This is a genomic window from Halococcus morrhuae DSM 1307 (genome assembly GCF_000336695.1).
Taxonomy (GTDB): Archaea; Halobacteriota; Halobacteria; order Halobacteriales; family Halococcaceae; genus Halococcus; species Halococcus morrhuae.
Genome location: NZ_AOMC01000033.1, coordinates 1 through 24235, shown reverse-complemented (window position 1 = coordinate 24235; position 24235 = coordinate 1). Strand labels below are relative to the sequence as shown.

At 66.9% G+C, this 24235-nt stretch carries 28 protein-coding genes and 1 pseudogene; 8 read left to right on the top strand and 21 right to left on the bottom strand.

Annotation, left to right across the window (positions count from 1 at the left end; translation table 11 throughout):
- Positions 1–132: 132 nt before the first annotated feature.
- The 8 genes and pseudogenes from gvpM to C448_RS01600 all read right to left on the bottom strand — a co-directional run.
- Positions 133–420 (bottom strand): gas vesicle protein GvpM, encoded by a 288-nt coding sequence (gene gvpM, locus C448_RS01630; RefSeq protein ID WP_004051399.1) that lies wholly within the window; start codon positions 418–420, stop codon positions 133–135.
- Complete coding sequence (gene gvpL / locus C448_RS01625) at positions 398–1234, bottom strand: gas vesicle protein GvpL (RefSeq protein ID WP_004051398.1); 837 nt, start codon at positions 1232–1234, stop codon at positions 398–400. The genes gvpM and gvpL overlap by 23 nt, the downstream gene beginning before the upstream one ends.
- Positions 1234–1551: a gas vesicle protein GvpK gene (gene gvpK, locus C448_RS01620; protein WP_004051396.1), complete on the bottom strand. Its 318-nt coding sequence runs from the start codon at positions 1549–1551 to the stop codon at positions 1234–1236. The genes gvpL and gvpK overlap by 1 nt, the downstream gene beginning before the upstream one ends.
- Positions 1538–2080: a gas vesicle protein GvpJ gene (gene gvpJ / locus C448_RS16870; RefSeq protein WP_004051394.1), complete on the bottom strand. Its 543-nt coding sequence runs from the start codon at positions 2078–2080 to the stop codon at positions 1538–1540. Before gvpJ ends, gvpK begins: the two co-directional genes overlap by 14 nt.
- On the bottom strand, positions 2073–3062 hold the full coding sequence (locus C448_RS01610) for a hypothetical protein (protein WP_080503138.1): 990 nt from the start codon (positions 3060–3062) through the stop codon (positions 2073–2075). The genes gvpJ and C448_RS01610 overlap by 8 nt, the downstream gene beginning before the upstream one ends.
- Complete coding sequence (gene gvpH, locus C448_RS01605; RefSeq protein ID WP_004051389.1) at positions 3055–3531, bottom strand: gas vesicle protein GvpH; 477 nt, start codon at positions 3529–3531, stop codon at positions 3055–3057. Before gvpH ends, C448_RS01610 begins: the two co-directional genes overlap by 8 nt.
- Positions 3528–3764, bottom strand: a complete 237-nt coding sequence (gene gvpG / locus C448_RS16965; RefSeq protein WP_338034744.1) for a gas vesicle protein GvpG — start codon at positions 3762–3764, stop codon at positions 3528–3530. The genes gvpH and gvpG overlap by 4 nt, the downstream gene beginning before the upstream one ends.
- Positions 3755–4345: pseudogene (locus tag C448_RS01600) on the bottom strand (GvpL/GvpF family gas vesicle protein); the annotation flags it as partial. The pseudogene C448_RS01600 and the gene gvpG, both read right to left, overlap by 10 nt.
- 178 nt (positions 4346–4523) lie before the next feature.
- Between C448_RS01600 and gvpA the strand changes: the two are divergent.
- From gvpA to C448_RS01575, 5 genes are read left to right on the top strand one after another with little or no spacing between them, the layout of a single operon-like run.
- Positions 4524–4832, top strand: a complete 309-nt coding sequence (gene gvpA / locus C448_RS01595) for a gas vesicle protein GvpA (RefSeq protein ID WP_049916017.1) — start codon at positions 4524–4526, stop codon at positions 4830–4832.
- Positions 4833–4888: 56 nt separating this feature from the next.
- Complete coding sequence (gene gvpO / locus C448_RS01590; protein WP_004051382.1) at positions 4889–5404, top strand: gas vesicle protein GvpO; 516 nt, start codon at positions 4889–4891, stop codon at positions 5402–5404.
- A gap of 53 nt (positions 5405–5457) precedes the next feature.
- The gene (gene dcd / locus C448_RS01585) at positions 5458–6117 is read left to right on the top strand and encodes a dCTP deaminase (protein ID WP_004051380.1); all 660 of its coding nucleotides are present in this window, start codon (positions 5458–5460) and stop codon (positions 6115–6117) included.
- Entirely contained in the window at positions 6114–7001 is an 888-nt protein-coding gene (locus C448_RS01580; protein WP_004051379.1) for a thiamine-phosphate synthase family protein, read from the top strand. The genes dcd and C448_RS01580 overlap by 4 nt, the downstream gene beginning before the upstream one ends.
- Positions 7002–7003: 2 nt before the next feature.
- A complete protein-coding gene (locus C448_RS01575; protein ID WP_004051377.1) occupies positions 7004–7702 on the top strand; it encodes a class I SAM-dependent methyltransferase in 699 nt (232 codons plus the stop codon).
- Positions 7703–7753: 51 nt separating this feature from the next.
- Here C448_RS01575 and C448_RS01570 read toward each other — a convergent pair whose 3' ends face one another.
- The gene (locus tag C448_RS01570; protein WP_004051375.1) at positions 7754–8173 is read right to left on the bottom strand and encodes a VanZ family protein; all 420 of its coding nucleotides are present in this window, start codon (positions 8171–8173) and stop codon (positions 7754–7756) included.
- Positions 8174–8276: 103 nt separating this feature from the next.
- On the opposite strand from C448_RS01570, the gene C448_RS01565 reads away from it, so the two are divergent.
- Positions 8277–10595 (top strand): DUF2298 domain-containing protein, encoded by a 2319-nt coding sequence (locus C448_RS01565; RefSeq protein ID WP_004051374.1) that lies wholly within the window; start codon positions 8277–8279, stop codon positions 10593–10595.
- A 6-nt stretch (positions 10596–10601) separates the two neighbouring features.
- On the opposite strand, the gene C448_RS01560 is transcribed toward C448_RS01565, so the two are convergent.
- The 7 genes from C448_RS01560 to C448_RS01530 form a co-directional block, all read right to left on the bottom strand.
- Positions 10602–11357, bottom strand: a complete 756-nt coding sequence (locus C448_RS01560; RefSeq protein ID WP_004051373.1) for an ABC transporter permease — start codon at positions 11355–11357, stop codon at positions 10602–10604.
- On the bottom strand, positions 11357–12229 hold the full coding sequence (locus C448_RS01555) for an ABC transporter ATP-binding protein (protein ID WP_004051372.1): 873 nt from the start codon (positions 12227–12229) through the stop codon (positions 11357–11359). Before C448_RS01555 ends, C448_RS01560 begins: the two co-directional genes overlap by 1 nt.
- A 3-nt stretch (positions 12230–12232) precedes the next feature.
- Positions 12233–13081, bottom strand: coding sequence for an ABC transporter permease (locus C448_RS01550; protein ID WP_004051371.1), 849 nt, complete (start codon positions 13079–13081; stop codon positions 12233–12235).
- On the bottom strand, positions 13078–14298 hold the full coding sequence (locus tag C448_RS01545) for an ABC transporter substrate-binding protein (protein WP_004051370.1): 1221 nt from the start codon (positions 14296–14298) through the stop codon (positions 13078–13080). Before C448_RS01545 ends, C448_RS01550 begins: the two co-directional genes overlap by 4 nt.
- A 181-nt stretch (positions 14299–14479) precedes the next feature.
- Entirely contained in the window at positions 14480–15226 is a 747-nt protein-coding gene (locus tag C448_RS01540; protein ID WP_004051369.1) for a 4-phosphopantoate--beta-alanine ligase, read from the bottom strand.
- A 32-nt stretch (positions 15227–15258) separates the two neighbouring features.
- A complete protein-coding gene (locus C448_RS01535; protein ID WP_004051368.1) occupies positions 15259–16116 on the bottom strand; it encodes a pantoate kinase in 858 nt (285 codons plus the stop codon).
- A gap of 151 nt (positions 16117–16267) precedes the next feature.
- Positions 16268–17458, bottom strand: a complete 1191-nt coding sequence (locus tag C448_RS01530; protein WP_004051367.1) for an inorganic phosphate transporter — start codon at positions 17456–17458, stop codon at positions 16268–16270.
- 223 nt (positions 17459–17681) lie between these two features.
- Between C448_RS01530 and C448_RS01525 the strand changes: the two genes are divergently transcribed.
- Positions 17682–17984 (top strand): UPF0175 family protein, encoded by a 303-nt coding sequence (locus tag C448_RS01525; RefSeq protein WP_004051366.1) that lies wholly within the window; start codon positions 17682–17684, stop codon positions 17982–17984.
- A gap of 2 nt (positions 17985–17986) precedes the next feature.
- A complete protein-coding gene (locus tag C448_RS01520) occupies positions 17987–18520 on the top strand; it encodes a hypothetical protein (protein ID WP_049916016.1) in 534 nt (177 codons plus the stop codon).
- Between the two features lie 19 nt (positions 18521–18539).
- Here C448_RS01520 and aspS read toward each other — a convergent pair whose 3' ends face one another.
- From aspS to C448_RS01495, 5 genes are all read right to left on the bottom strand, one after another.
- On the bottom strand, positions 18540–19841 hold the full coding sequence (aspS, locus tag C448_RS01515; protein WP_004051364.1) for an aspartate--tRNA(Asn) ligase: 1302 nt from the start codon (positions 19839–19841) through the stop codon (positions 18540–18542).
- A gap of 47 nt (positions 19842–19888) precedes the next feature.
- Positions 19889–20164: an amphi-Trp domain-containing protein gene (locus C448_RS01510; RefSeq protein ID WP_004051363.1), complete on the bottom strand. Its 276-nt coding sequence runs from the start codon at positions 20162–20164 to the stop codon at positions 19889–19891.
- 63 nt (positions 20165–20227) lie between these two features.
- The gene (locus tag C448_RS01505) at positions 20228–20932 is read right to left on the bottom strand and encodes a phosphoglycerol geranylgeranyltransferase (RefSeq protein ID WP_004051362.1); all 705 of its coding nucleotides are present in this window, start codon (positions 20930–20932) and stop codon (positions 20228–20230) included.
- Between the two features lie 54 nt (positions 20933–20986).
- Entirely contained in the window at positions 20987–23470 is a 2484-nt protein-coding gene (locus C448_RS01500) for a DNA topoisomerase I (RefSeq protein WP_004051361.1), read from the bottom strand.
- 70 nt (positions 23471–23540) lie between these two features.
- Positions 23541–24235, bottom strand: a 695-nt coding sequence (locus tag C448_RS01495) for a pyridoxal-phosphate dependent enzyme (RefSeq protein WP_152415496.1), incomplete at its 5' end; no start/stop codon positions are given.

Genomic DNA, 24235 nt, shown 5'->3' with positions numbered 1-24235 from the left:
CTCCGCCGATTCGTCGCGCCGTCGTTCGTGCTGTTGTTTCGGTGTACATCTAACTGATCCTCCGTGCCGCTCGTGCTGAACAGACGCTCGGCCGTCGATAATAATCCCGATGCTTGCGGCTGCCTGCCATGGTTACTCCTTCGGGATGCGGCGGTCGGTCGAACTGCTCGCCAGGTCGTCGCTATCGTCCCCGTCGCTACTGTCGTCGAGCGCGCGCTGGCGCTGCACTCGATCCCACTCCTCGAAGATGCCGTACTCGGTCATCGTCGCCATGCCGGCCAGCGCCGCCCGGAGTTTCAGCCCGACCAGCGGGATGTCGGCGACCGAGATGATGGCGTCGGCCTCGATGACCGCCCCGTCCCGGAGGATGACGTCGATCAGATCGACGATGACGTCGTCATCCGCCCGTTTCGGTTCCATTCTCACCCCCGATCGCCGGCACGAACGAGTACGGCGGCCACGGCCCGGTGAACCGGACCTCGACGCCCGTCTCGGCCGCCACCTCGTCGAGCATTTCACCCATCCCTTCCTCGTTGTCCTCGGTCGCGAGCACGGTGAACCGCGCCTGGGTCTCCATGCCGTCGTCGTCGCCCTCCTCGTCGTCGAGCGTCGTCCGTTCGCCGAGCTCGTTCACGTCGCGGGCGAACTCGTCGAGGCGGTCGCGCAGCGCCGCCGAGCGGTCGGTGCGGCGCTCGCGACGCAGTTCGCGGAGGCGCTGATCGTACTGCTTTTCGAGCATGAACGCCGTCCCCGAGCCCGCTGCCTCGATCTCCTCGTCGAGTTCGGCGAGTCGGTCGTCGCTCGCGACGAGATCCTCGCGCAGTGCCTCCTCCTCGCGCCGGAGTTCGACGCGGTACTCCCAGTGGCCCGCGAGCTGATCGAGGTAGTCGGCGAGCGTCCCGCGCTCCTCGCCGACCCACTCGCGCACGCGGTCGTCGTCGCCCGTGAGAACGGTGTCGAACTGGAACGGGATCGGCGTGCCGAACGCCTCGCCCGCCGCGTCGACGACGTTCTGATGCTGGAGCACCCACTTGCGGAGCTCGTCCATGTCGGCGGTGTCGTACAACGACTCGCAGTCGTGGAGCACGACGCCGATGTCGTCGACCGCGAGCAGTCTGACGGGCTCGTCGTCGACGCCCTCGGCGTCGAACTCCACCTCGTCGTCGACGGCGACCGCACAGTAGAGATAGCGTCCCTCCGCGAACTCGGTCCCGTCCTCGGTATCGTCGACCATTATTCGATCACTCCCCTGTCGTCGCGCTGCGGCTGATCGGCACGTTCGACGAGATCGCGGACCAGTCCGTCGAGATCGCCACGGAGATCGTCGACCGGTTTCTCGATGTCTTCGTCCTGCTTGATCCCCTCGATCTCGTCTTCGAGCGCGGCGAGCTGCGAGCCGAGCCGCTCGATTTCCTCGTCGGTGAGTTCGCCCGACTCCATCCGGCGGATGGCCTCACGCTCCATCGCGTCGACCAGCAGCTCGACGACCGTGACGACGAGCGTCATCAGCCCGTCGCGTGCCTCGTCGCCGTCGACGTCAATCGTCGTCATCTGCCTCCTCCGCCGCGGCGTCGTCTTCTTCGGCCTGTTCCGTCTCCGCCACCGATTCCCCGTCGGCGTCCTCGCCGCTGGCATCCTCGTCGTCACCGCCCTCGCTACCGCCTTCGTCGCCGTCGGCCACGTCGCCACCGCCCTCCGCTGGTTCCGCACGCGCGCCGTCGTTCGGCCGCGTGCTGAGCTCCGGTGCAGATTGGCGCTCAGTATCGGATTCCTCGCCGTCGTCGAGCGCCGCGTCGTCCTCCTCCGAGCCCTCGACGGTGACGGTGTCGTCGTCTTCGAGCTCGCTGCGATCCGATGCCTGCTCGACGCGGCGCATGTCGGTGCCATCCGGGAACTCGAGCCCGTACTCGGCGGCCGTCTCGAACGAGGCGATCGCCGCCCGGAGCTGCACACCGAGCAGTTCGGTGTCGCCGATCGAGACGACGATATCGGCGTTGATCACGACGCCCTTGTCGAGCAGCATCTCGACGACGTCGGCGAGGCTGTCGGACTGGCGCGTCGGCCCGCCGCTGTTACTCATCGTTGCCCTCCCGTTCGTCGAACCGCCGACCGTAGATGCGATAGTGGCCGGGCGCGCTCGAATGCTGTGTCTGCTTCGGCACGGTCGAGAAACTCGCCGACGACCAGCCGCCCGCCTTCCAGCCGGCGACCATCGTCGAGTAGGCCGTCGGGTTCCGCGAGGAGGGCTGGCCCGTCCCGCCGCCGGTCTTCTCCTCGACTTTCTCCTGGGCCGTGTCGCGCGCTTCCTTCAGCTGATCGCGCGCGTCGAGGGCGCTCTCGCGGAACTCCTCGACGGCATCGCGGAGCTTCGACTGGATGGCGAGCTGTTTGGCCTGTCCGTCGTCGAGGATCGACTCCTCGCCACCGTTCGCGTCGCCCGAATCGGACATGTCGAACGAGTCTACGAGACCGGAATCGTCGCCGTTCTCGCCGTTTCCGTTCTCGCCGTCACCACCCTCGTCGTCGGTGACGTCGTCGGTCGCCGCTTCGAGCTCGTCCTTGTTCTGCATGAACGAGCGGACGGCGACGGCGTCCCAGAGTTCGCTGAACTCGACGAGCGACGCCAGCTGTGTGAGGTCGATCGCCCGTCTCGGTTCGGCGTTCGCGATCGCTTCGGGTACGTCCTCGCCCTCGATGGCGCTCGGCAGTTCGCTCAGCTCTACCGCCTCGGGGAGCTCAGAGAGATCGACGGTGTCGAGCAGTTCCTCGGTTTCCTCGATGACGTCGACGAGGTCGTCGATCTCCTCCTTGGCATCCGCGTAGCTCTCCTCACCGCTCAACACGCCGAGCAGCGAGTCGATGTCGCCCTCGGCACGGTCGAGCAGCGCCGGCATCTCGTCGGCGGAGTCGACGAGTCCGCTACCCCCACCGTCCCCGCCATCGCCGTCGTTCCCGTTGCTGCCGTCGCTACCGTTCTCGCCCTCATCCGTGGACTGTGAGCTTTCGAGCGCCGAATCGAGCTTGTCGGCGGCCTCGGCCATCGGTTCGCTATCGTCACTCATCCCGTTCTCCCTGCAGCCACACGTCCAAAATTCCGTTGTTGAACGACGCGTCGGCGACGGCGAGCCCCGTCTGCGGGAGCGGGACGCGCTCGACGACGCCCTCGTCGTCGGCGACCAGGAGCGTTCGTCCGTCCCCGCCGACGCCCGCCGAGAGCTCGCGTGGATCGACATCGGACAGATCGATCGTCACGACCTGCCCCTCCTCGGTCGGGCTGACGGTCGCAGCGTGATCGGTTCCCGTGATGGGCTCGACGCTGTCGTCGTTCCCGACCTCGGTTCCGTCGCGCCCGTCGATCCCGGACTGCGGACCGATGCCGACGCTGAGACCGTAGTCGAGTCGTTTCCGCCCGCTGCGTGCGCTCCCGGTTCTCGATCGCTGGCGTCGGTCGTTCTCGTCCATCTCGGCGAGGGTCTCGAACAGCCCCGAGAGGATCGTCCGAACGACGCCGGTGTCCTTCTTGTCTGTCATTGTTTGACCTCCACTTTGTTCGTCAGCGTCTCGCGCGCCTCGCGCGCCACGTCCAGTTGCGTCCGCAGTTCCTCGCGGCGACGCTCGTACTCCTCTTCCGAGCGGTCGCCGATCTCGAACAGCAGTCGGTTCTCCTTGATCTCGTCGCGGATCGCCCCGACGTCGTACAGCTCCTCGACGGCCATCGAGTGGATGACGTTGCCGACCGCGACGATCGGCCGGNCGGCGGCCACGGTCCCGTATACTGGACCGTGAGGACATCGCCGTAGTCGTCGGTGACGGCATCGACCGCCTCGTCGAAGGCGGCCCGTTCGTCGCGGTCGATGAGATACGAGCGGTTCATCACGAGTCGGTCGCTGAAGCGATCGTTCTCTTCTTCCTGAACGCTCGCAGCGGCGAGACGTTCGCCTGCCGTTTCGCGGATCTCGTCGGCGTCGACCGTCGCGTCCTCGTCGACGACGAGTTTGACGCCGAACTCGGCCAGTCCTTCGATCTCGCGCAACGATTTCGTGAACGCGCGCCGCCCGCCCCGGAGGACGTTCTTGAGCGTGCGCGCGTTCTTGAACACCGACCCGAACTGCATCGGGACCACGGTTCGGCCGCCCGCATCGAGCAGCACGTCCTGGAGCACGTCGTCGTGCGCGCGGGCGTTCTCGTCGGTGAGTTCGGGTTCGAGCGTGTCGATATCGGTCACGACGGCCGCGAACGGCCCGTGACTCACCGTGTATGCTTGCGTCGCTCCATCAACACCCTCGACAGCGAGTTCGATATCGGCGTCCTTGACGACGCCGTAGGCGTAGAGATGATCGCTCATGATCTGAGTATGGACGTACTGCGCGTCGTGGCCCGGGTTCGGTGGTCGCGCTAATAGGCGTGTCGCCGGCACACGCAGCCAACCCCTCCCCGACCACCGCGCTCTTCGGCTCACACCTGGGTTGCCTGCCTCTGCTGGCCCAAAGGATATTATACCGGGCGGAGTGTGGGAAAACACGATGAGCGCACGACCCTCAAGCGACAGTTTGGCCGAAGTGCTCGATCGCATCCTCGACAAGGGGATCGTCATCGACATCTGGGCACGGGTGTCCGTCGTCGGGATCGAGATCCTCACCGTCGAGGCACGAATCGTTGTCGCGTCCGTCGACACGTTCCTCCACTACGCAAAGGAGATATCGAAGTTGGAGATGGCGTCCGAGACGGGCGACCTGGAGGAGCTTCAGGACCTCGATTTCGGCACGTCGCCGATGACTCAGCCCGAGCCCGACGAGCCGGAGGTCCGCATCGAAGAGAATGCCGAGCAGTAGCCGCGGCCGGGGCACCGAGCGGTAATTTATTCACGACGCCGAATACGTAGGACATCATGGCCGATCTCGACCCAAACGAGCACACGATAGACGAACTGCGCGACGAACTCGACGATATCGACGACCGCGAGACGCTCGAAGCGCTTCGCGAGGCCGAAACCGACGGCGAGGACCGCACCGGTGCGAAAGAAGCCATCGACGAGCGTCTCGATACCGTCACCGACGACGGCAACGGTGACGACGAGGAGAGCGATGGCGACGAGAGTGCGGGAAGCAGTCAGGACGGCGACACGGTCGGTATCGTCGAGATCCGCGATCACGTTCGGCAGAACGCCAGCGATCTCATCGGTCGCCCGCTCGACGGCATCGTCGAGATCGAGCGCAACGACGACGGCTGGCGCGCGCTGACCGAGATCATCGAGCGGCGCTCGGTGCCCGACACTCAGGACATCCTCGGGCGCTACGCGCTCGAACTCGACGACGCAGGACACATCACCGGCTATCGGCGACTGGAGCGCTATCGTCGCGGCGACACCAAACTCGACGAGGAAGTGCCCGCGGGCGGTCGCTGACCACCGTCGGTGTGGAACCGTGGGTTTTAGGCGAATCGCCGGCACGAACGGGTATGATACTCGCCGATGGGGACATCCGGCGGCGGCTCGATGCGGGCGAGTTGGTCATCGAGCCGCTCGCCGACCCCGAGCTCCAGATCCAGCCAGCGAGCGTCGATCTCCGGCTCGGCCGCGAGTTCCTGGAGTTCCAGCGGACGAACATCCCCTGCATCCATCCCAATTCGGAAAACGAAGTCGACGAGTACGTCACCGAGACGGTCGTCGACGAGGGCGGGGAGTTCATTCTACATCCCGGTGATTTCGTGCTCGGGACGACCGTCGAGCACGTCGGGGTGCCCGACGATCTCATCGCGCGCGTCGAGGGCCGGTCGTCGCTCGGGCGGCTCGCGATCGTCATCCACGCGACGGCGGGCATCGTCGATCCCGGCTATCAGGGCCAGGTCACGCTCGAACTCTCGAATCTCGGCACCGCGCCCGTCGCACTCACGCCGGGAATGCGCATCTCGCAGGTCATCTTCACGGAGCTCAAAAACGCCGCCGAAGTGCCCTACGGCGACGAGCGCGGCTCGAAATATCAGGGCCAGGTCGGCCCGCAGGCCTCGAAGATCGGCAGCGACGACGAGTTCGGCGGCAGCCAGCGGCCCGAACGGGGGAACCCTGATCGGCGAGCGAGCGGGGCGGATCAGGCAAACGAGAAGGAGGACGAGCGATGAGATTCATCGAGGAGATCGTCGTCGACGAGTTCCTGCCCACGTTCCGCTCGCTGTTGGCCGAGCGCCTGCGCGAGCGCGATCTCACCCAGAGCGAGGTCGCCGACATCCTCGGCATCAGCCAGTCGGCGGTGTCGAAATACGCCCACGGCGAGGTCGCGCGCAACGAGCGCGTGCTCGACGACGAGCGCGTCGCCGGGCTCGCCGAGGATCTCGCCGAGGGGCTCGCCAACGACGAACTGACGAGCGTCGGCGCGCTCGTCGAGAGCGAGATCCTGATCCGTCAGCTCGAACGCGACGACCTGCTCTCGGAGCTCCACGCCGCGGCGATGCCCGGCCTCAACGAATACGACGGCTTCGACGTCCACGATCCGGACAGCAGCCTCCGGGCGGCCGAGCGCGCCCGCTCGTCCGTGCGCCGCGGGATCGGCACGCTCGAAGCCACGAGCGGTTTCGCCGGACTGATTCCGAACGTCGGCTCGAACCTCGTCGAGTGCGTTCCCGACGCCACCGATATCGACGACGTGGCGGGCGTCCCCGGTCGCATCTTCGACGTCAAGGGACGCACGACGGTCCCGGGCGACCCCGAATTCGGCGTCTCGGGCCACGTCGCCGGCGTCCTGCTCGCCGCGCGCGACAACGGCAACGACGCGCTCGCCGCACTCAACCTCGCCTACGACGCCGATCTCGTCGATCGGCTCGAATCGCTCGATTTCTCGACGGTGGCGTTCGACGGCGAACGCGACACCGACGAGGCGATCGCCGCCGTCGACGCCGCGGATGCCGACGCACTCTATCACACCGGCGGGTTCGGTGTCGAGGCCAACGTCTACCTGCTCGCGCCGAGCGCCGCCGACGCCGCCGCACGCGTCCGCGATCTCCTCTGACGATGACCGATGAGCGCGCAAGCGGGGAGGAAGGAGATGGCGCGAGCGAAGCACAGAATTTCTACGGCCGCTGGGCGCGCCTCTACGACACCATTGCCACCCTGCCAGGAGTCGGATCGTGGCGCGAACGCGCCGTCGAGAGTTTGGATCTCTCGCCCGGGGATACGGTCATCGAGATGGGCTGTGGCACGGGCGCGAACCTCCCGTATCTGCGCGAAGCGGTCGGCTCCGAGGGAACGGTCGTCGGCGTCGACTTCACGCGCGGGATGCTCGATCGTGCTCGCCGACACGTCGCGGCCGCCGGCTGGACGAACGTGCATCTCGTCCACGGTGACGCCACCGCACCGCCGATCGAGCGCGCCGACGCGGTGCTCGCGAGCTTCGTCGTCGGCATGCTCGCCGACCCGGCCGCGGTCGTCGAGGACTGGCTCGCCCTCGTGCGCTCGGACGGACGCGTCGCGCTGCTCGACGCCACGCGCAGCACCCGGACGAGCGCGAAACCGCTCGACGCCGCCTTTCGGTTTTTCGTCGCCGCGAGCGCGCCGCCGACCCGACAGTTGCGCTACCCGACCCCGCCGTGGAAACCGCTCGACGAGCGCGTCACTGCTGCTCGCCGGCCGCTCGAAGAACACACCGACGAGTACCACAGTACGGAGTTCGCGCTCGGCTTCGTCCGTCTGGCGAGCGGTCGTGTTCCCTGATATTCCACACCCCTCCAATTCGCGTGCAGGTTCGTCCCGGTTCGATCGGATTTAGCGTAGAGTTCTCGACTCGTCGCTCGGAACGAATCGCACGTAGCGCGAGAACGTGCGCCAGCCGAGCGCGAGCAGGCAGGCCCCGATCGCGTCGGCGAGCACGTCGGCGACGCTCGCGGTCCGGTAGGCGATCGGTTCCTGCACGGTCTCGATACCGATGCCGAAGGCGATGGCCAGCCCGACCGCGAGCGCCAGCCGGGCGTGACCGTTCTCGATCGAGGCGTACGCGAGCGTTGCCGTCACCCCTGCGTAGGCGAGCGCGTGCGTCCACTTATCCATCCCGACGAGTCCGAACGGCCCGACGGTCGGCGTCCCGCTCGTCTCGACGACCGAGGCGACGAGGACGATCCCGGTGACCAGTACGACGAGCGCGTAGCGAACCCGGCGATCGACGAGCGGGACGGACGGCGATCTCATGGGACGGGATCGGCGACCGGCGGCAAAAGCGGTGCGATGGCGGTCGAGTCGTGCGATCGGACATCCAAAGGTGTATAACGGATGTTCTCGGAAAAATCAACGGATGGAGTACGGTCTCGTCGCGCTGTGGTGGCTGACGTTCGTCGGTCTCGCGCTGTTCGGCCTGCCGGTGGCCGCGTGGCTGTGCTCGTCGCTGCCGGGCCGCGGTGCGGGCTTTTCGTTCGCCATCTCGCTGACGATCATGACCCTCGTCGCCTTCTGGGTGGGCTTCCTCTCGCTCGGCTGGGTCGCCCTGTTCGCGGGGCTCGTCGCGCTCGCGATCTGTGCGGTGCTCGCGGCCCGGTCGGGCGTCGAGATCGATCGCCGGGCGACCGTCGAGGCGGTGGCGGTGTTCACGCTCGTCTACCTGTTCGTCATCGCGCTGCGATCGGTCGAACCGGGCATCACGCCGGGCGGCGAGAAGTTCCTCGATTTCGGCCTCGTGGCATCGCTGCATCGTGCCGGGAGCCTGCCGATCGAGGACTTCTGGTTCGCCGGCGAGTCGATGATCTACTACTACGGTGGCCACTTCGTCGTCACGCTGCTGGCCCGTCTGACCGATACGGTTCCGTGGACGGCGTTCAACCTCGCGATGGCGGGATTGTTCGGATCGCTCGCGGCCGGTGCGTACGAACTCGCCGGCGCGGTCGCGGTCGGGCGACGGGCCCGCCGGACGGTCCTCTCGTACAGCAGTCGAACACGCCGGATCGCCGGCGCGACAGCGGTCTTCTTCACGATCTTTGCGAGCAACCCCTCGACGGCCGTTCGACTGTTGATCAGGCGGCTGCCGGCATCGATCCGCGAGGGAGCCGCCGACGCGTTCGCGGCGGCACACTCCAAGCTTCCGGACTATCAGGTGCTCCGGCCGATCCCGACGGACTACCAGTACAAGGTCGCCGGGCGCATCATCCCCGAAACGTACGACCCGTTCCCGCTGTTCGGCGCGATCCGGGGCGACATCCGCCCGTACTTCACGAGCACGCCGTTCCTGCTCTGCGTGGTCGGGCTGTGTTACGCCTACTACCGCACGCCCGCCGCGTCGGTCCGTCGCCGGCGCGCGCTCGTCTTCGGTGCCGTGCCAGTCGTCGGCGGGTTCATGGCGCTCGTCAACACCTGGAGCCTGGCCATCGTCCTCGGCGTGACGTGGCTGACGCTGACGTTCGCCCCCACCGACCTGCGCTCGCTCGTCCCGACCCGTCTCGCCACCCGCATCGATCGCATCGTGGGCCACCCAACGACCGACAGGCCGCGGGGTGCGCTCGTGCGGACGGCCGGCGCGGCCGGACTCTCGGCGGTCGTGGGCGTGATCGGCGTTCTCGCCGCGCTCCCCTTCTTCCTCGGACCGGTGCAGGCCGGACCGAGCACGTCGCTGATGGTTCTCGCTGCGGCCGCGCGCAGTTCGATCGACTCGTTGCTGCTCGTCCACGGCGCGTTCCTCGCGATCTTCCTCACTCTCCTGCTCGCCCGCAGTCGCCGGCGCTGGTCGTCGACCGTCGCCGTCGCCGGCGGGCTCGGGTTCGTCGCCCTCGTCGCCCTCGTCGCGCTCGTCCCGAGCGCGCTCGCGCCGATCGCGCTGTTCGCGGTGCCACTCGTGCTCTGCTGGTATCTCCTCGCGACCGACCGCATCGGTTTCGTGGGTGTCCTCGTCGTCGCCGGGTTCGGACTGCTCGTGCTGCCCGAACTCGGCTTTCTCGCCGAGGGCGGCGACGGGCGGTTCAACACCGTCGTGAAGACGTACATGCCGACGTGGATCCTCTGGGCGAGCGCCACCGGCGTCGTCCTCCCGCGACTCGTCCGCGGTCGCGGCCCGTGGAACTGGACGCGCCGCCAGCAGGTCGCCAGCGTTCTCGCCGCCGTGCTCGTGCTCTCGACGGCCGCGTTCGGCGGCGTCGCCGTCCAGCGCCATTTCGCTGACCCGAACGTCGAGGAGCCAACGCTCGATGGGCTGGCCGCCGCCGAGGAGAACGTTCCGGGCCAGGTCGCAGCGATCCGCTGGCTCGACAATCGCTCCGGCCGGCCGGCGATCGTCTCGGCACCCAGCCGCTACGTCTATCGCTGGAGCGCGAGCCCGGCCGCCAGCCTCACGGGCGTCCCGACGGTCGTCGGCGTCTCTCACGAGGCGCAGTATCGCGGCCGGCAGACGTATCTCGATCGGGTGTACGCCGTCAACACCATCTATCTCGGCTCGGCCGAGCGCCGCGCCGCGCTGCTCGAACGATACGATGCGAAGTACGTCTACGTGGGGCCGACAGAGCGCGATCGATACGGCGACATCCGCCCGTTCTCCGAACTGCAGGGCGTTACTGTGGCGTTCGCCGCCGACAACGTGACGATCTACGCGGTCGATCAGGAACGGTTGGAAGCGCCCCCGGAAGAGACGTGAGTCGGTTCAGGCGTTGGCGGCCGACAGCCACGGGATGGCACGCGCGCCGAGACGGCGGAGCAGTGCCGAGGAGCCGTAACCCAGCACGCCGACCGCGATCATCCCGACGACGATGTTGGGGTACTCGCCAGCGGTGAAGGCGTTCCAGATGAAGTAGCCGAGCCCGCTGCTCGACAGCAGTTCGGCGGCGACGAGGCTCACCCACGCGAGCCCCATCGCGTTGACGAGCCCGGTGTAGATCGACGGTAGCGCGCCGGGCAACACCACGTGTCGCATCGTCTGGAATGGGCTGGCACCGAGCGAGCGCGCCGCCTGCGGATACTCCTCCTCGACGCCGCGAACGCCCTCGATGGTGTTGAGCAAGATTGGGAAGAACGCCGCCAGGAAGATGATGAACCGGACGATGTTCGCGGGCGTCAGCAGGATGATCGTCAGCGCGGGATACCACGCGATCGGCGGGATCGGGCGCAGCACTTCGAGCGCCGGGAAGGTCAGATCCGAGAAGACCTCGCTCCGGCCGATGAGCAGCCCGAGCGGGATCGCGACGACCGTCGCGATGGCGAAGGAGAGATACACCCGGAACGTGCTCCGGCCGACCTCCTGCCAGAAGGAACTGCTCGCGGCCGCGTCGACGAACGCGACCGCCACTTCGACCGGCGAGGGGAGACTCGGGACCGCCCCGACGAACATCGTCGCGACCGCCCAGATGGCGAGCACCGCCAGCAGCGACGCCGACTGTTCGAGTCGCCGTGCGTACGCCATCAGGCACGACCCTCCGCCTGCTCCATCGCTCGCTCGGCTTCGTCGTGGATGCTCTCGCTGGCGCGGCGCTGGAGCTCGTTGAACCGATCGGTCGTGACCATGTCGGTGCTTCGCGGGCGCTCCAGGTCGACGTCGATGACGTCCTTGACCTGGCCCGGGCGGGCGGTCATCACGACGACGCGGTCGGCGAGCAGGATGGCCTCCTCGACGTCGTGGGTGATGAAGAGCACAGTCCTGTCGTCGTCCTCCCAGACGTCGAGCAGCTTCTCCTGCATCAGCTCCTTGGTCATCGCATCGAGCCCGCTGAACGGTTCGTCCATCAGCATGATGTCCGGATCGTTCGCGAGCAGCCTGGCGAGCTCGGCGCGCTGTTGCATCCCGCCGGAGAGCTCGTTCGGGTACGCGTCTTCAAACCCTTCGAGCCCCATCTGATCGAACAGCGACGCGACGCGGCTCTCGTCGACGTCGTCGCGCATCTGCGGGCCGAACCGGACGTTCTCGCTGATCGTCTTCCAGGGGAACAGTCGGTTCTCCTGGAAGACGACGCCGCGCGAGGGATCGGGCCCCTCGACCGGTTCGTCGTTGACCAGCACCTCGCCCTCGGTGGGATCGAGATAGCCCGCGATGCACTCCATCACGGTGGACTTCCCACAGCCCGAGGGGCCGAGCACGGTGACGAACTCCTCGGCCTCGATGTGGAGATCCATCCCGTCGACGGCGACCAGTTCGTCCCCGTCGTCGCCGTAGACCTTCCTCAGATCCTGGATGTTGACCGTACCGGTGCCGCTCGATTCGGTCCACGAGCGGAACTGTTCGTCGGACTGTTCGTCGATGTCGGAACGCGTCGTGGTGTCTGTGTTGGGTTCACTCATGGATTACTCCGTGGACCAGGGCATCAGCCAGTTGCCGAGCGCCTCGACGAGCGCCGAGGTGGCGTAGCCGAGCGCGCCGACGGCGAGCATGCCGATGACGACGACCTGGTTCTGTAGCAGTCGCGACCCCTGGATGATGATGTAGCCGAGTCCGGGGCCGCCGGTGAGCAGTTCGGCGGCGACGACCGTGATCCAGCCGAGGCCGACGCCGAGCGACAGCCCGGTGATGATCGAGGGGAGCGTCGCCGGCAGCACGACGTGTCGGAAGACGTCGCCCGAACCGGCCCCGAGCGAGCGGGCGGCCTGACCGTACTCCGTCTCGATGGTGCGTGCGCCCTCGATCGTGTTCGTGAAGATCGGGAAGAACGACCCGATGAACACGACGAACAGCGCGGGCAGCGGTACCGACACCGAGCCGAGCGCGAGCGCCGGGAAGACGATGATGGCGATCGGCAGCCACGCGATCGGCGGAATCGGGCGCAGCGCTTCGAGCGCCGGATAGAGCAGGTTCTCCCAGCGATCGCTCGTCCCGACGACGAGCCCGAGCGGGATGGCCAGCAGCGCCGCCGCGACGACTCCGACCGCGACCCGCGCGCCAGAGTAGATGGCATGGAGATAGATCGTGTCGCCACCCTCGGTCAGCGGCTGGCCGGCGAGCGCGCCGGCGAACTCGACGATCGTCGTCACGGGGCTGACGAAGTGCTCGAAGTTGAGCACGCCGAACTCGTAGAACAGCCACCAGACCGCGACGAAGCCGACCAGCGAGACGAGCTTTCGAACGCCGCGCGTCGGCGACGGCAGGCTCCCGGTGAACCCCTCGACGAGCCGGTCGCTCATCGAGCCGGTGCTCATCGTGTGCCTCCCGAACCGTTGCCGGCCGAGCCATTTCCGGTCGAGGCGTTCGCAGCCGATGCGTTTCCGCCGGAACCGTTCGCGGAGCCGTTACCGGAGCCGCCGGCCGAGCGCGGTGCCCATCCGACGCTGTCACCGAGTTCGGCCGCCGCCTCGTCGAGGATCTCGGGTTTGTAGCGATCCGCCGACGGCGGCGATTCGAGCGCGCCCTGACGCGTGAGGAACTTCGGTCCGGTCTCCTTCATCAGCTTGCCCGGCTCTTTGGCTCGCTCGTAGTCGGTCGCGAACTCGAGTCGCTGGACGTCCTCGCCGATCGGCGGATCGCGGTAGGCACCCCAGCGCAGCGTCGAGCGGTCGAAGTAGCGCAGGTCCTGTTCCTGTTCGACCAGATCGAGCGTTCGCTCGCGGTCGCGCTCGAAGACGCGCGTCGCTTCGAGCTCGGCCTTCAGGATCGCCTTCGCCGCCTCGCGGTGGTTCTCGATGAGGGTATCGGTCATCGGAAGGCCGCCGGCGTCGATGATGTCGTACTCCGCGCCGGTCGAGACGTACTTGGTGAGATCGTCCTCGAAGACCGACTTCGCGATCGAGGGTTCCCAGCCGAGCCCCGCCGCGATGCGACCTTCCCGGAGGTTCGCGAGGATGGTCGAGATCCCCGTATCGACCATCTCGACCGTGTTCGTGTCGATCCCCTCGGCGTCGAGCAGCCGGAGGAGATAGCGATGTGTGCACGACCCCTTGGTGACGCCGACGGATTTGCCGGCGATGTCGGAAATCTGCTGAATATCCGAATCCTTCGGCACGATGAGGAGGTTGCACTGCTGGCCGTGCGACCAGTTTGCCAGTCCGACGAGACTCGCGGGGGTCTCCGTCTGGGCGATCGTCGTCAGCGCCGGCATGTCGCCCATCCAGCCGGCCTGGTTCTTGCCGACGCTGATGCGGTTGCCGATGACCGCTCCCTGAAGCGCCGACTGCCACTCCAGCGAGTAGCCGTCCGGGAGGTAGTTCTCGGGGATGTCGCTGTGTTTCATCACCAGCGCCTCCCAGGCGTGCGCCGAGAACGGCTGATAGCCCATCGTCAGCGTCGTCGTGGTGCCGCTGGCCGAACCGAGACAGCCGGCCAGCAGCCCGGTGGTACCGATGGCCGCCGTCCCGAGGAACCGCCGCCGAGAGCTGGTCGTCGATGCCTCTGGTCGTCGTCGTTGTTGGTTCCGATTCATGATTCATCGTCGTCGTTCGCGCCCCGATACGCCGTCGCCGGCATCCGTGCCGGCTCGTGTCGAGTGGGAAAGAACCGACCCACCACGCCTCGTAAGTTATCTATGTGATATTATTCAGTTGACCGCCCCTGAAGCTGTTGCTTTCGTATGCAAGATATCAAAACTGAAACGCCGTCCTCGCTCAGTCGAGTTCGCCGGAGCGGATCGCCGCTTCGGCCGCGTCGAGCGCCGCCTCGCGATCGAACGCATCGATGGCCCGCTCGCGTTCGTCGTCGGAGCGGTCGGCGAGATCGTGGGCGTGGGCGGCGATGTTCGGGATCGCGCGGACGAGGTTGTCGACGACCGGGACGGCGGCGACTTGCGGCGAGCGCGAGAGCGGGTTGAGGTCGACGACGATCTCCGTCTTTCCCATTGCGCCGAGCGCCTCGGCACGGTCGCCGTCCTCCAGCGGGACGAGCACGACGTCGGCGGCGTGGATGCCGTCGGCAGCGACCTTCGCGCGCTCGCTCGTGAGACCCGGGATCCGGGCGTCGGCCGTCCGGCCCTTGACGTCCGTGGCCCCGTGGTCCTGGAGATGATCGGCGATGGCGGCGATACGCTCGTCGGTCCGATTGAACAGGTTGACCTCGATCGCCGCCCCGGTGGCGTCGGCGAGCGCGACGATCTCGTCGGGAACGAGCGCCGCGGCGTTGCCGTTGATCGAGAGCACGGGGTGGTCGGCGCGGAGGAGGTGGGCGGCGGCGGCGCGTTCGGCACGGTCGGCGCTCGGGATCGTCCGTTCGCCCAGCAGATAGTCGAAGGCCTCGCCGCGACCCTCGGCGATGAGTCCCTGCTTGTGGGTGAGGCCGGCATCGACGCCGTCCTCGATCCGGTGGCGCGTGTGGAGGGACTCGCTGCGAGGGTGATCGTCTGGCACCTCGATCGTCATGGCCACCACTGTGCGGCCATCCGGGAAAAACCTTACACCAGTCTCGCGCCCGCGCGGTCGATCTCGCAGATCGCGGGCTCATAGCCGGCCCGCGTCAGCCCGTCGCCGAGGGCGATCACCGTCTCGCCAAGCATCGCCATCGCCGCCTCACCGCCTGCCTCTCGGACGGCGTCGATGGCCTGCTCGACGGGAGGGGTAAGTAGATCGGCATCCGCGGCGAACGCCCGTGAGCAGACGAACAGCTGCGGGAACGTCGGTGCGTCGCACAGCTCCGCGAGTGCCCGCTCGCCGGCCTGCGTGAGCGTCTCGACGTCGCCGCCGATGATCTCGCCCGTCGAGCGCCCGCCGAAAGAGACGTACTCGATGCGTGTCGGTGGTGTAGAAATCCCGTCGAGTTCCCCGTAGCCGGGTGCACCCGGCTCGTATCTGAGCGCCACGCCGCCACGGGCCTGGGCAACCACGTCGCCGAGACCGGTCCCCGCTTCGACCTCCGCGGCGTGGGCGACGCTGACGAGTTCGTTTTCCGTGTGGCCGAGATCGAACCGCTCGTTCGCTACGAGTGCCGTGCCGAGCGCCGCCCCGCCCGAGACGCCGAAGCCGGCGCTCACCGGGAGGTCGCTCTCCACGCGAACCGCAGCACTCACGCCGAGCCGATCGAGCGTGCCCGTCACGGCCTCCATTCCGACTGTCTCGCCGTCGAGTTCGACGGTCGTCTCGTCGGCCGGCACGACCGTCACCGTCACCCCGGCCGACAGTGCGAGACCCGCACCCCGCGATCCCGCCTTTCGGGGATCGTCGGCTGGATGGACGCTGAACAGCCCCGTGACGTGCCCCGGAACGAATGCCTGCGGCTCGGCGTTCGATCCCCGTCGGCGTTCAGGAGCCGCCATACGGGTTTCTCGGCGACCGACAACATAAACCCGGCCGTTCGGAGTCCGCGTCGGTGAGAAAAAACCGCCAGCGCCGTCGTGCCGAACCATCCATCCCCACCCCAGAACGGCGTGTTCGCCCGACTGTCCGGCTGCCCCGGCGAACGATCGATCAGAACAGTTGAATGACGGTTATCAGTCCGTAGCCGAGCGCGAGTGCCAGCGCGAGCGAGCCGATCCACGCGAGCACCGTGTTCGCCATCTTGCGCGTGCTGACGCCGGCCCCGCCGGCCGCGAACCCGCTGCCGACGACTGCACTGACGATGATCTCGTTGAACGAGACGGGAATGCCGAAGACGACGGCGGTCTGGGCGATGGCGAAGGAGGGGATGAGCGCCGCGATCGATCGCCGCGGGCCGAGCGAGGAGTAGTCCTGGGCGATCGCCTTGATCATCCGCGGCGCGCCCATCCAAGAACCCGCGAGCAGGCCGATCCCGCCGAAGACGAGCAGTGCGAACAGCGATATCGAGATCGGAAGCGCGATCCCGTTGACCGCCGCGAGCAGCGGTCCGACGGCCAGCCCGACCTGACTCCCGCCGGCCGAGAACGCCACCAGACCGCCGAGCGCGAGCAGAAAGTGGCGCTCGGCCCTCTCGACGTCCGAATCGAGATCCCAGACGAGCGCGCCCGCGGCCGCCACGGCGACGAGCAGCGAGACGAGCGCCTGGCCGATCGCCGACGGAAGGGGCAGCTCCGCCGTCGCGGCCGCGGCGACCGACGCGCCACTCGAACCCGACCCGAGCAGCGTGAACGGGATGTTGGCGACGATGAGGCCGATGATGGCCCCGAGCGCCGGGATCGTGTATCGCTCGGGGATCGACTCGTGGCGAAGCACGCGCGCGGTGGTGTACGCGATGCCGCCGCCGACGAACGGGACGAGCAGCCACAGCGTACCGATTTCGGCGTATTTCGGCCAGACCGGGCTGCCGCCGAGTCCGAGTCCGACGCCGACGACCGCGCCCGTCACCGTGAACGCCGTGGCGATCGGATAGCCAGTAAAGATGCCGACCGCGACCAGTCCGGCCGCGAGCAGCAGCAGTACCGTGGCCGCGGTCGGCGAGAGCGTGAGCCCGCCCACGAGTCCCGTCCCCACCGCGTCGGCGACGTTCGCGCCCTGGAGGATCGCCCCGAGCAGCCCGAGAATGCCGACGAGAAAGCCCGCACGCATCACCGAGATCGCGCGCGCACCGACTGCGGGCGCGAACGGCGTCGAGCCCGACGAGCCGGCACCGATGGTCCACGCCATGAACAGGCTCGCGAGCGTCGCGACGATGAGGATCGCGAGCGTTCCGAACGCCACCATCAGTCGATCGCCCACCGCCTGCGAGGCGCTGTCTTCCGTCGATGCAACCGTTTTCCGCCGGCGTACATGGTGATCATACCATCCCTCCACGACCCCATCGGATAAACGGTTGCGTCCGGCACACGCCTGCTCTCGATCGTGACGCACGAACAGCTGTTGGCTCGACGGCAGCGAAGCGTGACCCACAGACTGATGTATGAATACGATGTAGTACGATGTATACATGCCATCGATCAGCGCACGGATTCCCGACGACGAACGCGAAGCGCTTGAGGAGGTCGCCGAGCTGCTGGACGAGGATCGGAGTACGACGATCCGAAAGGCGCTCCAGGAGGGACTCCACGATCTCCGGATCCGAATCGCCGTCGAGCGCTATCAGACCGGTGAGATATCGGTGAATCAGGCCGCACGGCTCGCCGATGTCCCGCTCGGCGAGTGGCTCGACATCGCCCACGAGCGAAACCTGACGACTCAGCTCTCGCCAGCGGATATCGAACGCGACGCCGACGCCGCACGCGAGCTGTGACGATGATTTTCGCCGATGCGACCGTGCTGATCGCACTCGGGAACGCCAGCAGGCTCGATCTCCTGTCGGTGTTCAATGGGTCCGTCGTGGTCGTCGAACCCGTCCAGTCGGAGGTGACGACCGAACCGGCGGCGAGTGGCCTGCGTACGTCGCTCGATACGGGAACAATCGAGCGTTCGGATCTCCCGAACGCATCGGGCAAAGCACCAGAGGCGAGCACAACTGCGAAGGAGCTGCTGGGCGAGGAGACGACGAACGGTGACGTGGCGATTATCGGCGAAGTGCTCCGACAGCAGCAAAAGGACGGTGCCGTAGCGGTGCTCTCCGACGACCGACGTGTGCGACGCGTTGCAGAAGGACTCGGCGCGACCGTCACCGGTACCATCGGCGTCGTCGTGCGAGCGGTTTCCGATGACGAACTGACGGGCACGGAAGGAAAACAACTCGTCGAGCGGCTCGATGAGCGTGGCCTTCACATGACTGGCGAACTCCGTCAGCGCGCCATCGAACTCGTCGAAGACGCCGCGGAGAATTGAGAAATCGACGACGGTTGTGTTACGGGCTCAGACGTTGGCGATCCCGCGGGAACAGAACGGCCTCACGGATGTTCGGCAGGTCGAGCATCGTCATCACGAGGCGCTCGCCGCCGATCGCCCAGCCGGCGTGGGGCGGCATCCCGTATCTGAACATCTTCGTGTAGTAGTCGAACGCCTCGGGATCGAGTCCCTGCGCTTCGAACCCCTCGACGAGCTGGTCGTAGCGGTGTTCACGCTGGCCGCCCGAGACGAGCTCCATGTTGGGGGCCATCAGGTCGAAGCCCGTCGAGAGCTCCGTCTCGTCGTCGTAGTCCTTGATGTAGAACGGCTTGATCTCGCTCGGCCAGTCGGTGACGAAGTAGTGGCCGCCGACGTCGGTCCCGAGCGCTTTCTCGCCCTCGGTCGGCAGGTCGTCACCCCAGACGAGCTGGGTGTCTAGCTCGCCGGTGGCGTTGATGCGCTCGATCGCCTCCTCGTAGGTGAGTCGCGGGAACGCCTCGTCGGGCACCTCGAAGTCGTCGTAGCCAAGAGTGTCGAGCTGGTCGGCGCAGTTTGCGGCGACGCCCTCGTAGGCCGCTCGGACGACCTGCTCGCAGGCGTCCATCGCTTCCTCGTGGTCGATGAACGCGCTCTCGAAGTCGATCGAGGTCGCCTCGTTCAGGTGGCGGGGCGTGTTGTGCTCCTCGGCACGGAAGATCGGCCCGATCTCGAAGACGCGTTCGAGCCCGCTGCCGACCATCAACTGTTTGAACAGCTGCGGTGACTGGTTCATGAACGCCTCCTGACCGAAGTAGGTGATCGGGAACAGCTCGGTCCCACCCTCGGTACCGGTGGCGACGATCTTCGGCGTCGTGATCTCCGTCGAACCGAGCTCGCGGAACGCCTCGCGCGCGCTCCGGAGGACCTCGGCACGGATCTCGAAGATCGCCTTCGCCTCCTCGCGCCGGAGATCGAGCGTGCGGTTGTCGAGCCGGGTCGGAAGCTCGGCGTCGACCTTGCCGGAGGGATCGAGTGGGAGTTCGGGATCGGCGGGTGCGATCACTTCCACACTATCGGGAACGATCTCGACGCCGGTTGGCGCGCGCTCCTCTTCCTCGACCGCGCCGGTGACCGATACGACGCTCTCGCGAGCCACTTCGGTGCCGGTTTCGACGAGTTCGTCATCCATCGCGTCCTTCTCGAACTTGACTTGGATCTTCCCAGTCTTGTCGCGGACGATGAGGAAGGCGATTCCACCCAGATCGCGGATCTCGTGTGCCCAGCCGGCGACCGTGACGTCGTCTCCCGGTTCGGCGCTCGCAGTAGTCGTTCGGTCGTTCATACACGACGATGCAGAGCGGCGGTCTTAAACGCCGTCGTTTCTCCTGCTCAGCCGATGGTGAGCGGTCCGTCCCCGCCGCCGTCCGCGCTCTCGTCCCATTCGAGTTCGAACTCGACGCTCGTCTCGGTGCTCCCGTTCGTTTCGCGTTCGACCTTGACCTCGAAGGTCGGTCGATCGGGCGGGGTGAGCGTCACGCGCTGGTCGCCGGCCTCGAGCACGATCTCCTCGCCGGCGTCGAGTCTGTCCGCCACCGTCCGCAGGTAGGCCGCGACGTCGCCGCGGTCCATCGACCGTTCGGTCTCGAAGAGTACCTCCTCGGGCATGTGTCAGTATCGCATCCCGCGTTATAGAAAGGGTTCGCATCCACCGGCCGCCTCGTCCGGACCTTACGACGCGTCCGTCGCGCCGCGAACGGTCTCCCGGACTGCATCGACGCCCTCGTCGTGGACGAGATCGCCGACGACGACCGTGTCTGCCCGTTCACCCATCTCGTGGGCGGAGTCGTAGTCGTGGATGCCGCCACCGTAGAAGAGGGTCGCCTCGTCGAGCGCGTCGCCGGCGGCGGCCACGATCTCGGGATCGCCGAACGTGCCCGAGTATTCGACGTAGACGATCTCCTGGCCGAACATCCGCTCGGCGATCGTGGCGTAGGCCGCGACGTCCTCGGCGTCGAGATCGCAGTTCGCCTGCGTGTACGTCGCCACCGACGAGTCGGGATTGAGAACGATGTACGCCTCGGTGTTGGTGCGCGCCCAGTCGATGCCGTCGTCGATGCGCACCCACTCCTTGTGTGCGCCGGTCATCCAGGAGACGTCGCCAGCGTTGAACACGATCGGGATGAGATAGCCGTCGAGCGAGTCCGTATGGACGACGGTCGCGTCGACACCGGGCTCGATGTAGAGGGGGACGTCGTGCTCGCTGCACGCCTCGACGACCGCTTGCATCTTCTCCTCGGTCATCCCGGTCGTCCCGCCGACCTCGATGGCGTCCGTGCCCGTCCGGCAGACGTCCTCGTAGCTCTCGCCGTCGACGAGGCTTTTGTCCGGGTCGATTTTCACGATGTGATCCCACTCGGTCCACGGCGCGCTCATAGCAACAGGAATCCGAGCGCCGCCTAAACGTCTTCCGTAATCGGTCGATTTCCGTCAGTCGGCCTTCGCTTGCCAGCTGCGCACGTTCTCGGCGCTCACGCCCTGGACCGATTCGGCGATCGAATCGGCCTCGCTTTCGCGCAGATCGTCGAGGCTCTCGACGCCGACCGCCGCCAGTTTCTCGACGGTCTTCTCGCCGACCCCATCGAGATCCACGAGGTCGCCGACCGACTGCCGGGCCTGATACTCGTGGTAATTGCAGATCGGACAGCCGAGCTCCCAGGGCTCGTCGCCGCTGTGGACGACGAGTTCGGGCAGGTCGTGCTCGTCACAGAACTCGTCGGTGACCTCGATCTCGCCCCGGCGCGGGAGCGGGAGCGAATACTCGCAGTCGGGGTAGCGCGTGCAGCCGACGAGCCGCGAACCGGTTCGGAGGGTTTTGATGGCGAGTTCCCCACCGTGCTCCGAGCCGCACTCGGGGCAGTCCCCGATGATCCGGTCAGCCTCGGCGTCGGCCTCCTCGGCGGCACAGAGTGCACATCCATGCACGAACGTGCTCCGACCGTCGAGCATCTTCACTTTCCGCAGGTCGTGCTCGTCGCAGGTTTCGTCGAGGATAAGCGGCTCGCCAGCCGAGGGGAGCGGCAGCGTGAACTCACAGTCGGGATAGCCGTCACAGCCCACGAACGACGATCCGTGACGGCTCTTTCGCACGAGCAGGTCCGCGCCACAGTCGGGACACGGCCCCAGCGTTTTGTCGGCTTTGAGCGACTTGCGGAGATGTTCGCCGACCTCCTCGCGCGAGTCGCGGAGCGTGTCGAACACGGTTTCGAGCATCTCGCGCGATTCCTGGGTGACGTCGTCGAGAGCCGTCTCGCCGTCGGCGATGGCCGCCATGTCGGTTTCGAGCTGGCTCGTCATCTCCTCGCTCACCACGCGGTCGGCGTACTGCTCGGCCGCCTCGACGACCGCCTCGGCGAGCTTCGTCGGGCGGGGCGGGTCGCTCTCGATGTAGCCCCGATCGTAGAGCTTCTCGATCGTGTTGTGGCGGGTCGCTTTCGTGCCGATGCCCATCGTCTCCATGCGCTCGATGAGTCTGGACTGGCCGCGCCGACGCGGTGGCTGGGTCTCCTTCTCCTCGGAGCGCACGTCCTCGATCGGGAGCTCCTCGCCCTCATCGAGCTCCGGCACGTGGTTCTCCGAGGTATTGAAATACGGATAGACGGCGTGGTAGCCCGGTTCGACGAGTCGCTTGCCGTTGGCCTTCAGGTGGTGCTCGTCGATGGCGGCGGTCACGCGGAGATGCTCCCACTTGGCGGGGTCGGCGACGGTGGCGAAGAAGCGCCTGACGACCAGTTCGTAAATCTCGCGTTCGTCGTCGCCGAGTTCGGACGCCGACGGGAGTTCCCCCGTGGGATGGATCGGCGGGTGGTCGGTCGTCTCCTCGTCGCCTTCGGTGGCCGAAAGCTCCTCGGCTTCCAGCAGGGCCTCTGCATCGTCGCCGAACTCGCGGTGGTTCGTGAACCCCTCCAAGAGCTCCTCAATGTCGAGATCGTCGGGGTAGACAGTGTTGTCGGTTCGTGGATAGGTGATGTAGCCCGCCGTGTAGAGCTCCTCGGCGAGGCTCATCGCGCGCTGGGCCGAGTAGCCGAGCGAGCCCGCTGCGCGGATGTACTGGGTAGTGTTGAACGGATGGGGCGGGTCGTCGGTGCGGGTGCGACGACTGACGTCCTGGACCGTCGCCGCGCTCGTCTCACCGAGAGCGTCGTAAACCTCCGCCGCGACCGATTCGTCCCAGAGGCGGTCGGTGCCGCGACCGTCCTCGCGGTCGAAATACTGGACCTCGAAGGTGGTTTCGTCCTTGAGAAGGTCGCTGAACAGTTCCCAGTAGGTCTCGGGATCGAATTTCTGGATCTTCCGCTCGCGATCGACGATGAGTTTGAGGGTCGGCGACTGGACGCGACCGACGCTGATGAAGTCGTTGCCGCGCTGTTTGGCGGTCAACGAGAGGAATCGGGTCAGCGCCGCGCCCCACACGAGGTCGATCTCCTGGCGGGCTTCGCCCGCCGCCGCGAGGTCGTAATCCAGGTCGTCGAGATTGTGGAACGCCTCGCGCACCTCGCGCTCGGCAAAGGACGAAAACCGTGCACGCTTGATCGGCGCGTCGGAGACCTCGCGAACGATGTCGGCGGCCTCCTTGCCGATCAGTTCGCCCTCGCGGTCGTAGTCGGTGGCGATGATGACGCCGTTGGCATCCCTCGCGAGCAGCCTGAGCGTGCGGACGATGTTCTCGCGGCTCTCGTGGGGTTCGACCACGACATCGGCATCGAGCAGTTCGACCGGCTCGACGTCGCGCCAGTTCGCGTATTCGGGCGGGAAGTCGTTCTCGACGACGTGGCCCGAGAGGCCGACACAGCGTCGTCCACCCCACTTGTAGACGTTGACGCCGTTTCGTCGCTCGACGTCGGCGCTGCCCTCGCTCAGGATCTCGGCGATGTTGCTCGCGGCGGTCTCCTTCTCGGTTATCAACAGCTCCACCGGACACCACCCATCTTCATTGGCCGCGGTAGGTCGATACGGCTTCTAAACCTTTCGCAGCCGTCCGGCGTCAGCCGAGGTCGAACTGCTCGGCCGCCGTTCGCATGTCCTTGTCGCCGCGCCCGCTCAGGTTCACCAGGATCGAGTCGTGATCGTCGGCGATCTCCCTCGTCAGCGCGAGCGCGTGAGCGGTTTCGAGCGCCGGGATGATTCCTTCAGTCTCGCTCAGCTCGCGAAAGGCAGCGAGCGCGTCCTCGTCGGGGATCGCGCGATACTCGCAGCGTCCGACCGCGCGGAACATCGCGTGTTCGGGGCCGACGCCGGGGTAGTCGAGTCCGGCAGAGATCGAGTGGACCTCGGTCTCGTCGTCGAGTATTCTCGTACGCATCCCGTGGAGCGAACCGTCGGTACCCGCGGCCAGCGGTGCGGCGTGACGGGTCGAGTCACCGCCCTCGCCACCGCCCTCCGCACCGTAGAACTGCACGGGATCGTCGCGGAAGGCGTCGAACAGCCCCATCGCGTTCGATCCGCCGCCGACGCAGGCGACCGCCGCATCCGGCAGTTCGCCCGTTCGCTCGCGGAACTGGTCACGTGCCTCGCGGCCGATGACCGACTGGAACTCCCGCACCAGTCTGGGGAACGGGTCCGGGCCGACGACCGATCCAACCAGATACTCAGCTTTGCACGTTAAGTAGCGTCGGGATGTAGGCAGGGGTAACGGGCGATGCTTCCAATCACAGACTTCCTGTCGTGTACGGAGCCAAT

Excerpts from the sequence above, each read along its gene's own strand:
- C448_RS01545 (WP_004051370.1), bottom strand. The coding sequence starts at position 14,298 with ATGAATCGGAACCAACAACGACGACGACCAGAGGCATCGACGACCAGC.
- C448_RS01535 (WP_004051368.1), bottom strand. The coding sequence starts at position 16,116 with ATGGCGGCTCCTGAACGCCGACGGGGATCGAACGCCGAGCCGCAGGCA.
- C448_RS01520 (WP_049916016.1), top strand. The coding sequence starts at position 17,987 with ATGATTTTCGCCGATGCGACCGTGCTGATCGCACTCGGGAACGCCAGC.
- gvpK (WP_004051396.1), bottom strand. The coding sequence starts at position 1,551 with ATGACGACGATTGACGTCGACGGCGACGAGGCACGCGACGGGCTGATG.
- gvpL (WP_004051398.1), bottom strand. The coding sequence starts at position 1,234 with ATGGTCGACGATACCGAGGACGGGACCGAGTTCGCGGAGGGACGCTAT.
- gvpA (WP_049916017.1), top strand. The coding sequence starts at position 4,524 with ATGAGCGCACGACCCTCAAGCGACAGTTTGGCCGAAGTGCTCGATCGC.
- C448_RS01510 (WP_004051363.1), bottom strand. The coding sequence starts at position 20,164 with ATGCCCGAGGAGGTACTCTTCGAGACCGAACGGTCGATGGACCGCGGC.
- C448_RS01565 (WP_004051374.1), top strand. The coding sequence starts at position 8,277 with ATGGAGTACGGTCTCGTCGCGCTGTGGTGGCTGACGTTCGTCGGTCTC.
- C448_RS01550 (WP_004051371.1), bottom strand. The coding sequence starts at position 13,081 with ATGAGCACCGGCTCGATGAGCGACCGGCTCGTCGAGGGGTTCACCGGG.
- gvpJ (WP_004051394.1), bottom strand. The coding sequence starts at position 2,080 with ATGAGTAACAGCGGCGGGCCGACGCGCCAGTCCGACAGCCTCGCCGAC.
- C448_RS01505 (WP_004051362.1), bottom strand. The coding sequence starts at position 20,932 with ATGAGCGCGCCGTGGACCGAGTGGGATCACATCGTGAAAATCGACCCG.
- C448_RS01525 (WP_004051366.1), top strand. The coding sequence starts at position 17,682 with ATGCCATCGATCAGCGCACGGATTCCCGACGACGAACGCGAAGCGCTT.
- C448_RS01575 (WP_004051377.1), top strand. The coding sequence starts at position 7,004 with ATGACCGATGAGCGCGCAAGCGGGGAGGAAGGAGATGGCGCGAGCGAA.
- gvpH (WP_004051389.1), bottom strand. The coding sequence starts at position 3,531 with ATGACAGACAAGAAGGACACCGGCGTCGTTCGGACGATCCTCTCGGGG.
- C448_RS01570 (WP_004051375.1), bottom strand. The coding sequence starts at position 8,173 with ATGAGATCGCCGTCCGTCCCGCTCGTCGATCGCCGGGTTCGCTACGCG.
- aspS (WP_004051364.1), bottom strand. The coding sequence starts at position 19,841 with ATGAACGACCGAACGACTACTGCGAGCGCCGAACCGGGAGACGACGTC.
- C448_RS01530 (WP_004051367.1), bottom strand. The coding sequence starts at position 17,458 with ATGGTGGCGTTCGGAACGCTCGCGATCCTCATCGTCGCGACGCTCGCG.
- dcd (WP_004051380.1), top strand. The coding sequence starts at position 5,458 with ATGATACTCGCCGATGGGGACATCCGGCGGCGGCTCGATGCGGGCGAG.
- gvpO (WP_004051382.1), top strand. The coding sequence starts at position 4,889 with ATGGCCGATCTCGACCCAAACGAGCACACGATAGACGAACTGCGCGAC.
- C448_RS01560 (WP_004051373.1), bottom strand. The coding sequence starts at position 11,357 with ATGGCGTACGCACGGCGACTCGAACAGTCGGCGTCGCTGCTGGCGGTG.
- gvpM (WP_004051399.1), bottom strand. The coding sequence starts at position 420 with ATGGAACCGAAACGGGCGGATGACGACGTCATCGTCGATCTGATCGAC.
- C448_RS01555 (WP_004051372.1), bottom strand. The coding sequence starts at position 12,229 with ATGAGTGAACCCAACACAGACACCACGACGCGTTCCGACATCGACGAA.
- C448_RS01540 (WP_004051369.1), bottom strand. The coding sequence starts at position 15,226 with ATGACGATCGAGGTGCCAGACGATCACCCTCGCAGCGAGTCCCTCCAC.
- C448_RS01580 (WP_004051379.1), top strand. The coding sequence starts at position 6,114 with ATGAGATTCATCGAGGAGATCGTCGTCGACGAGTTCCTGCCCACGTTC.
- C448_RS01610 (WP_080503138.1), bottom strand. The coding sequence starts at position 3,062 with ATGAGTGACGATAGCGAACCGATGGCCGAGGCCGCCGACAAGCTCGAT.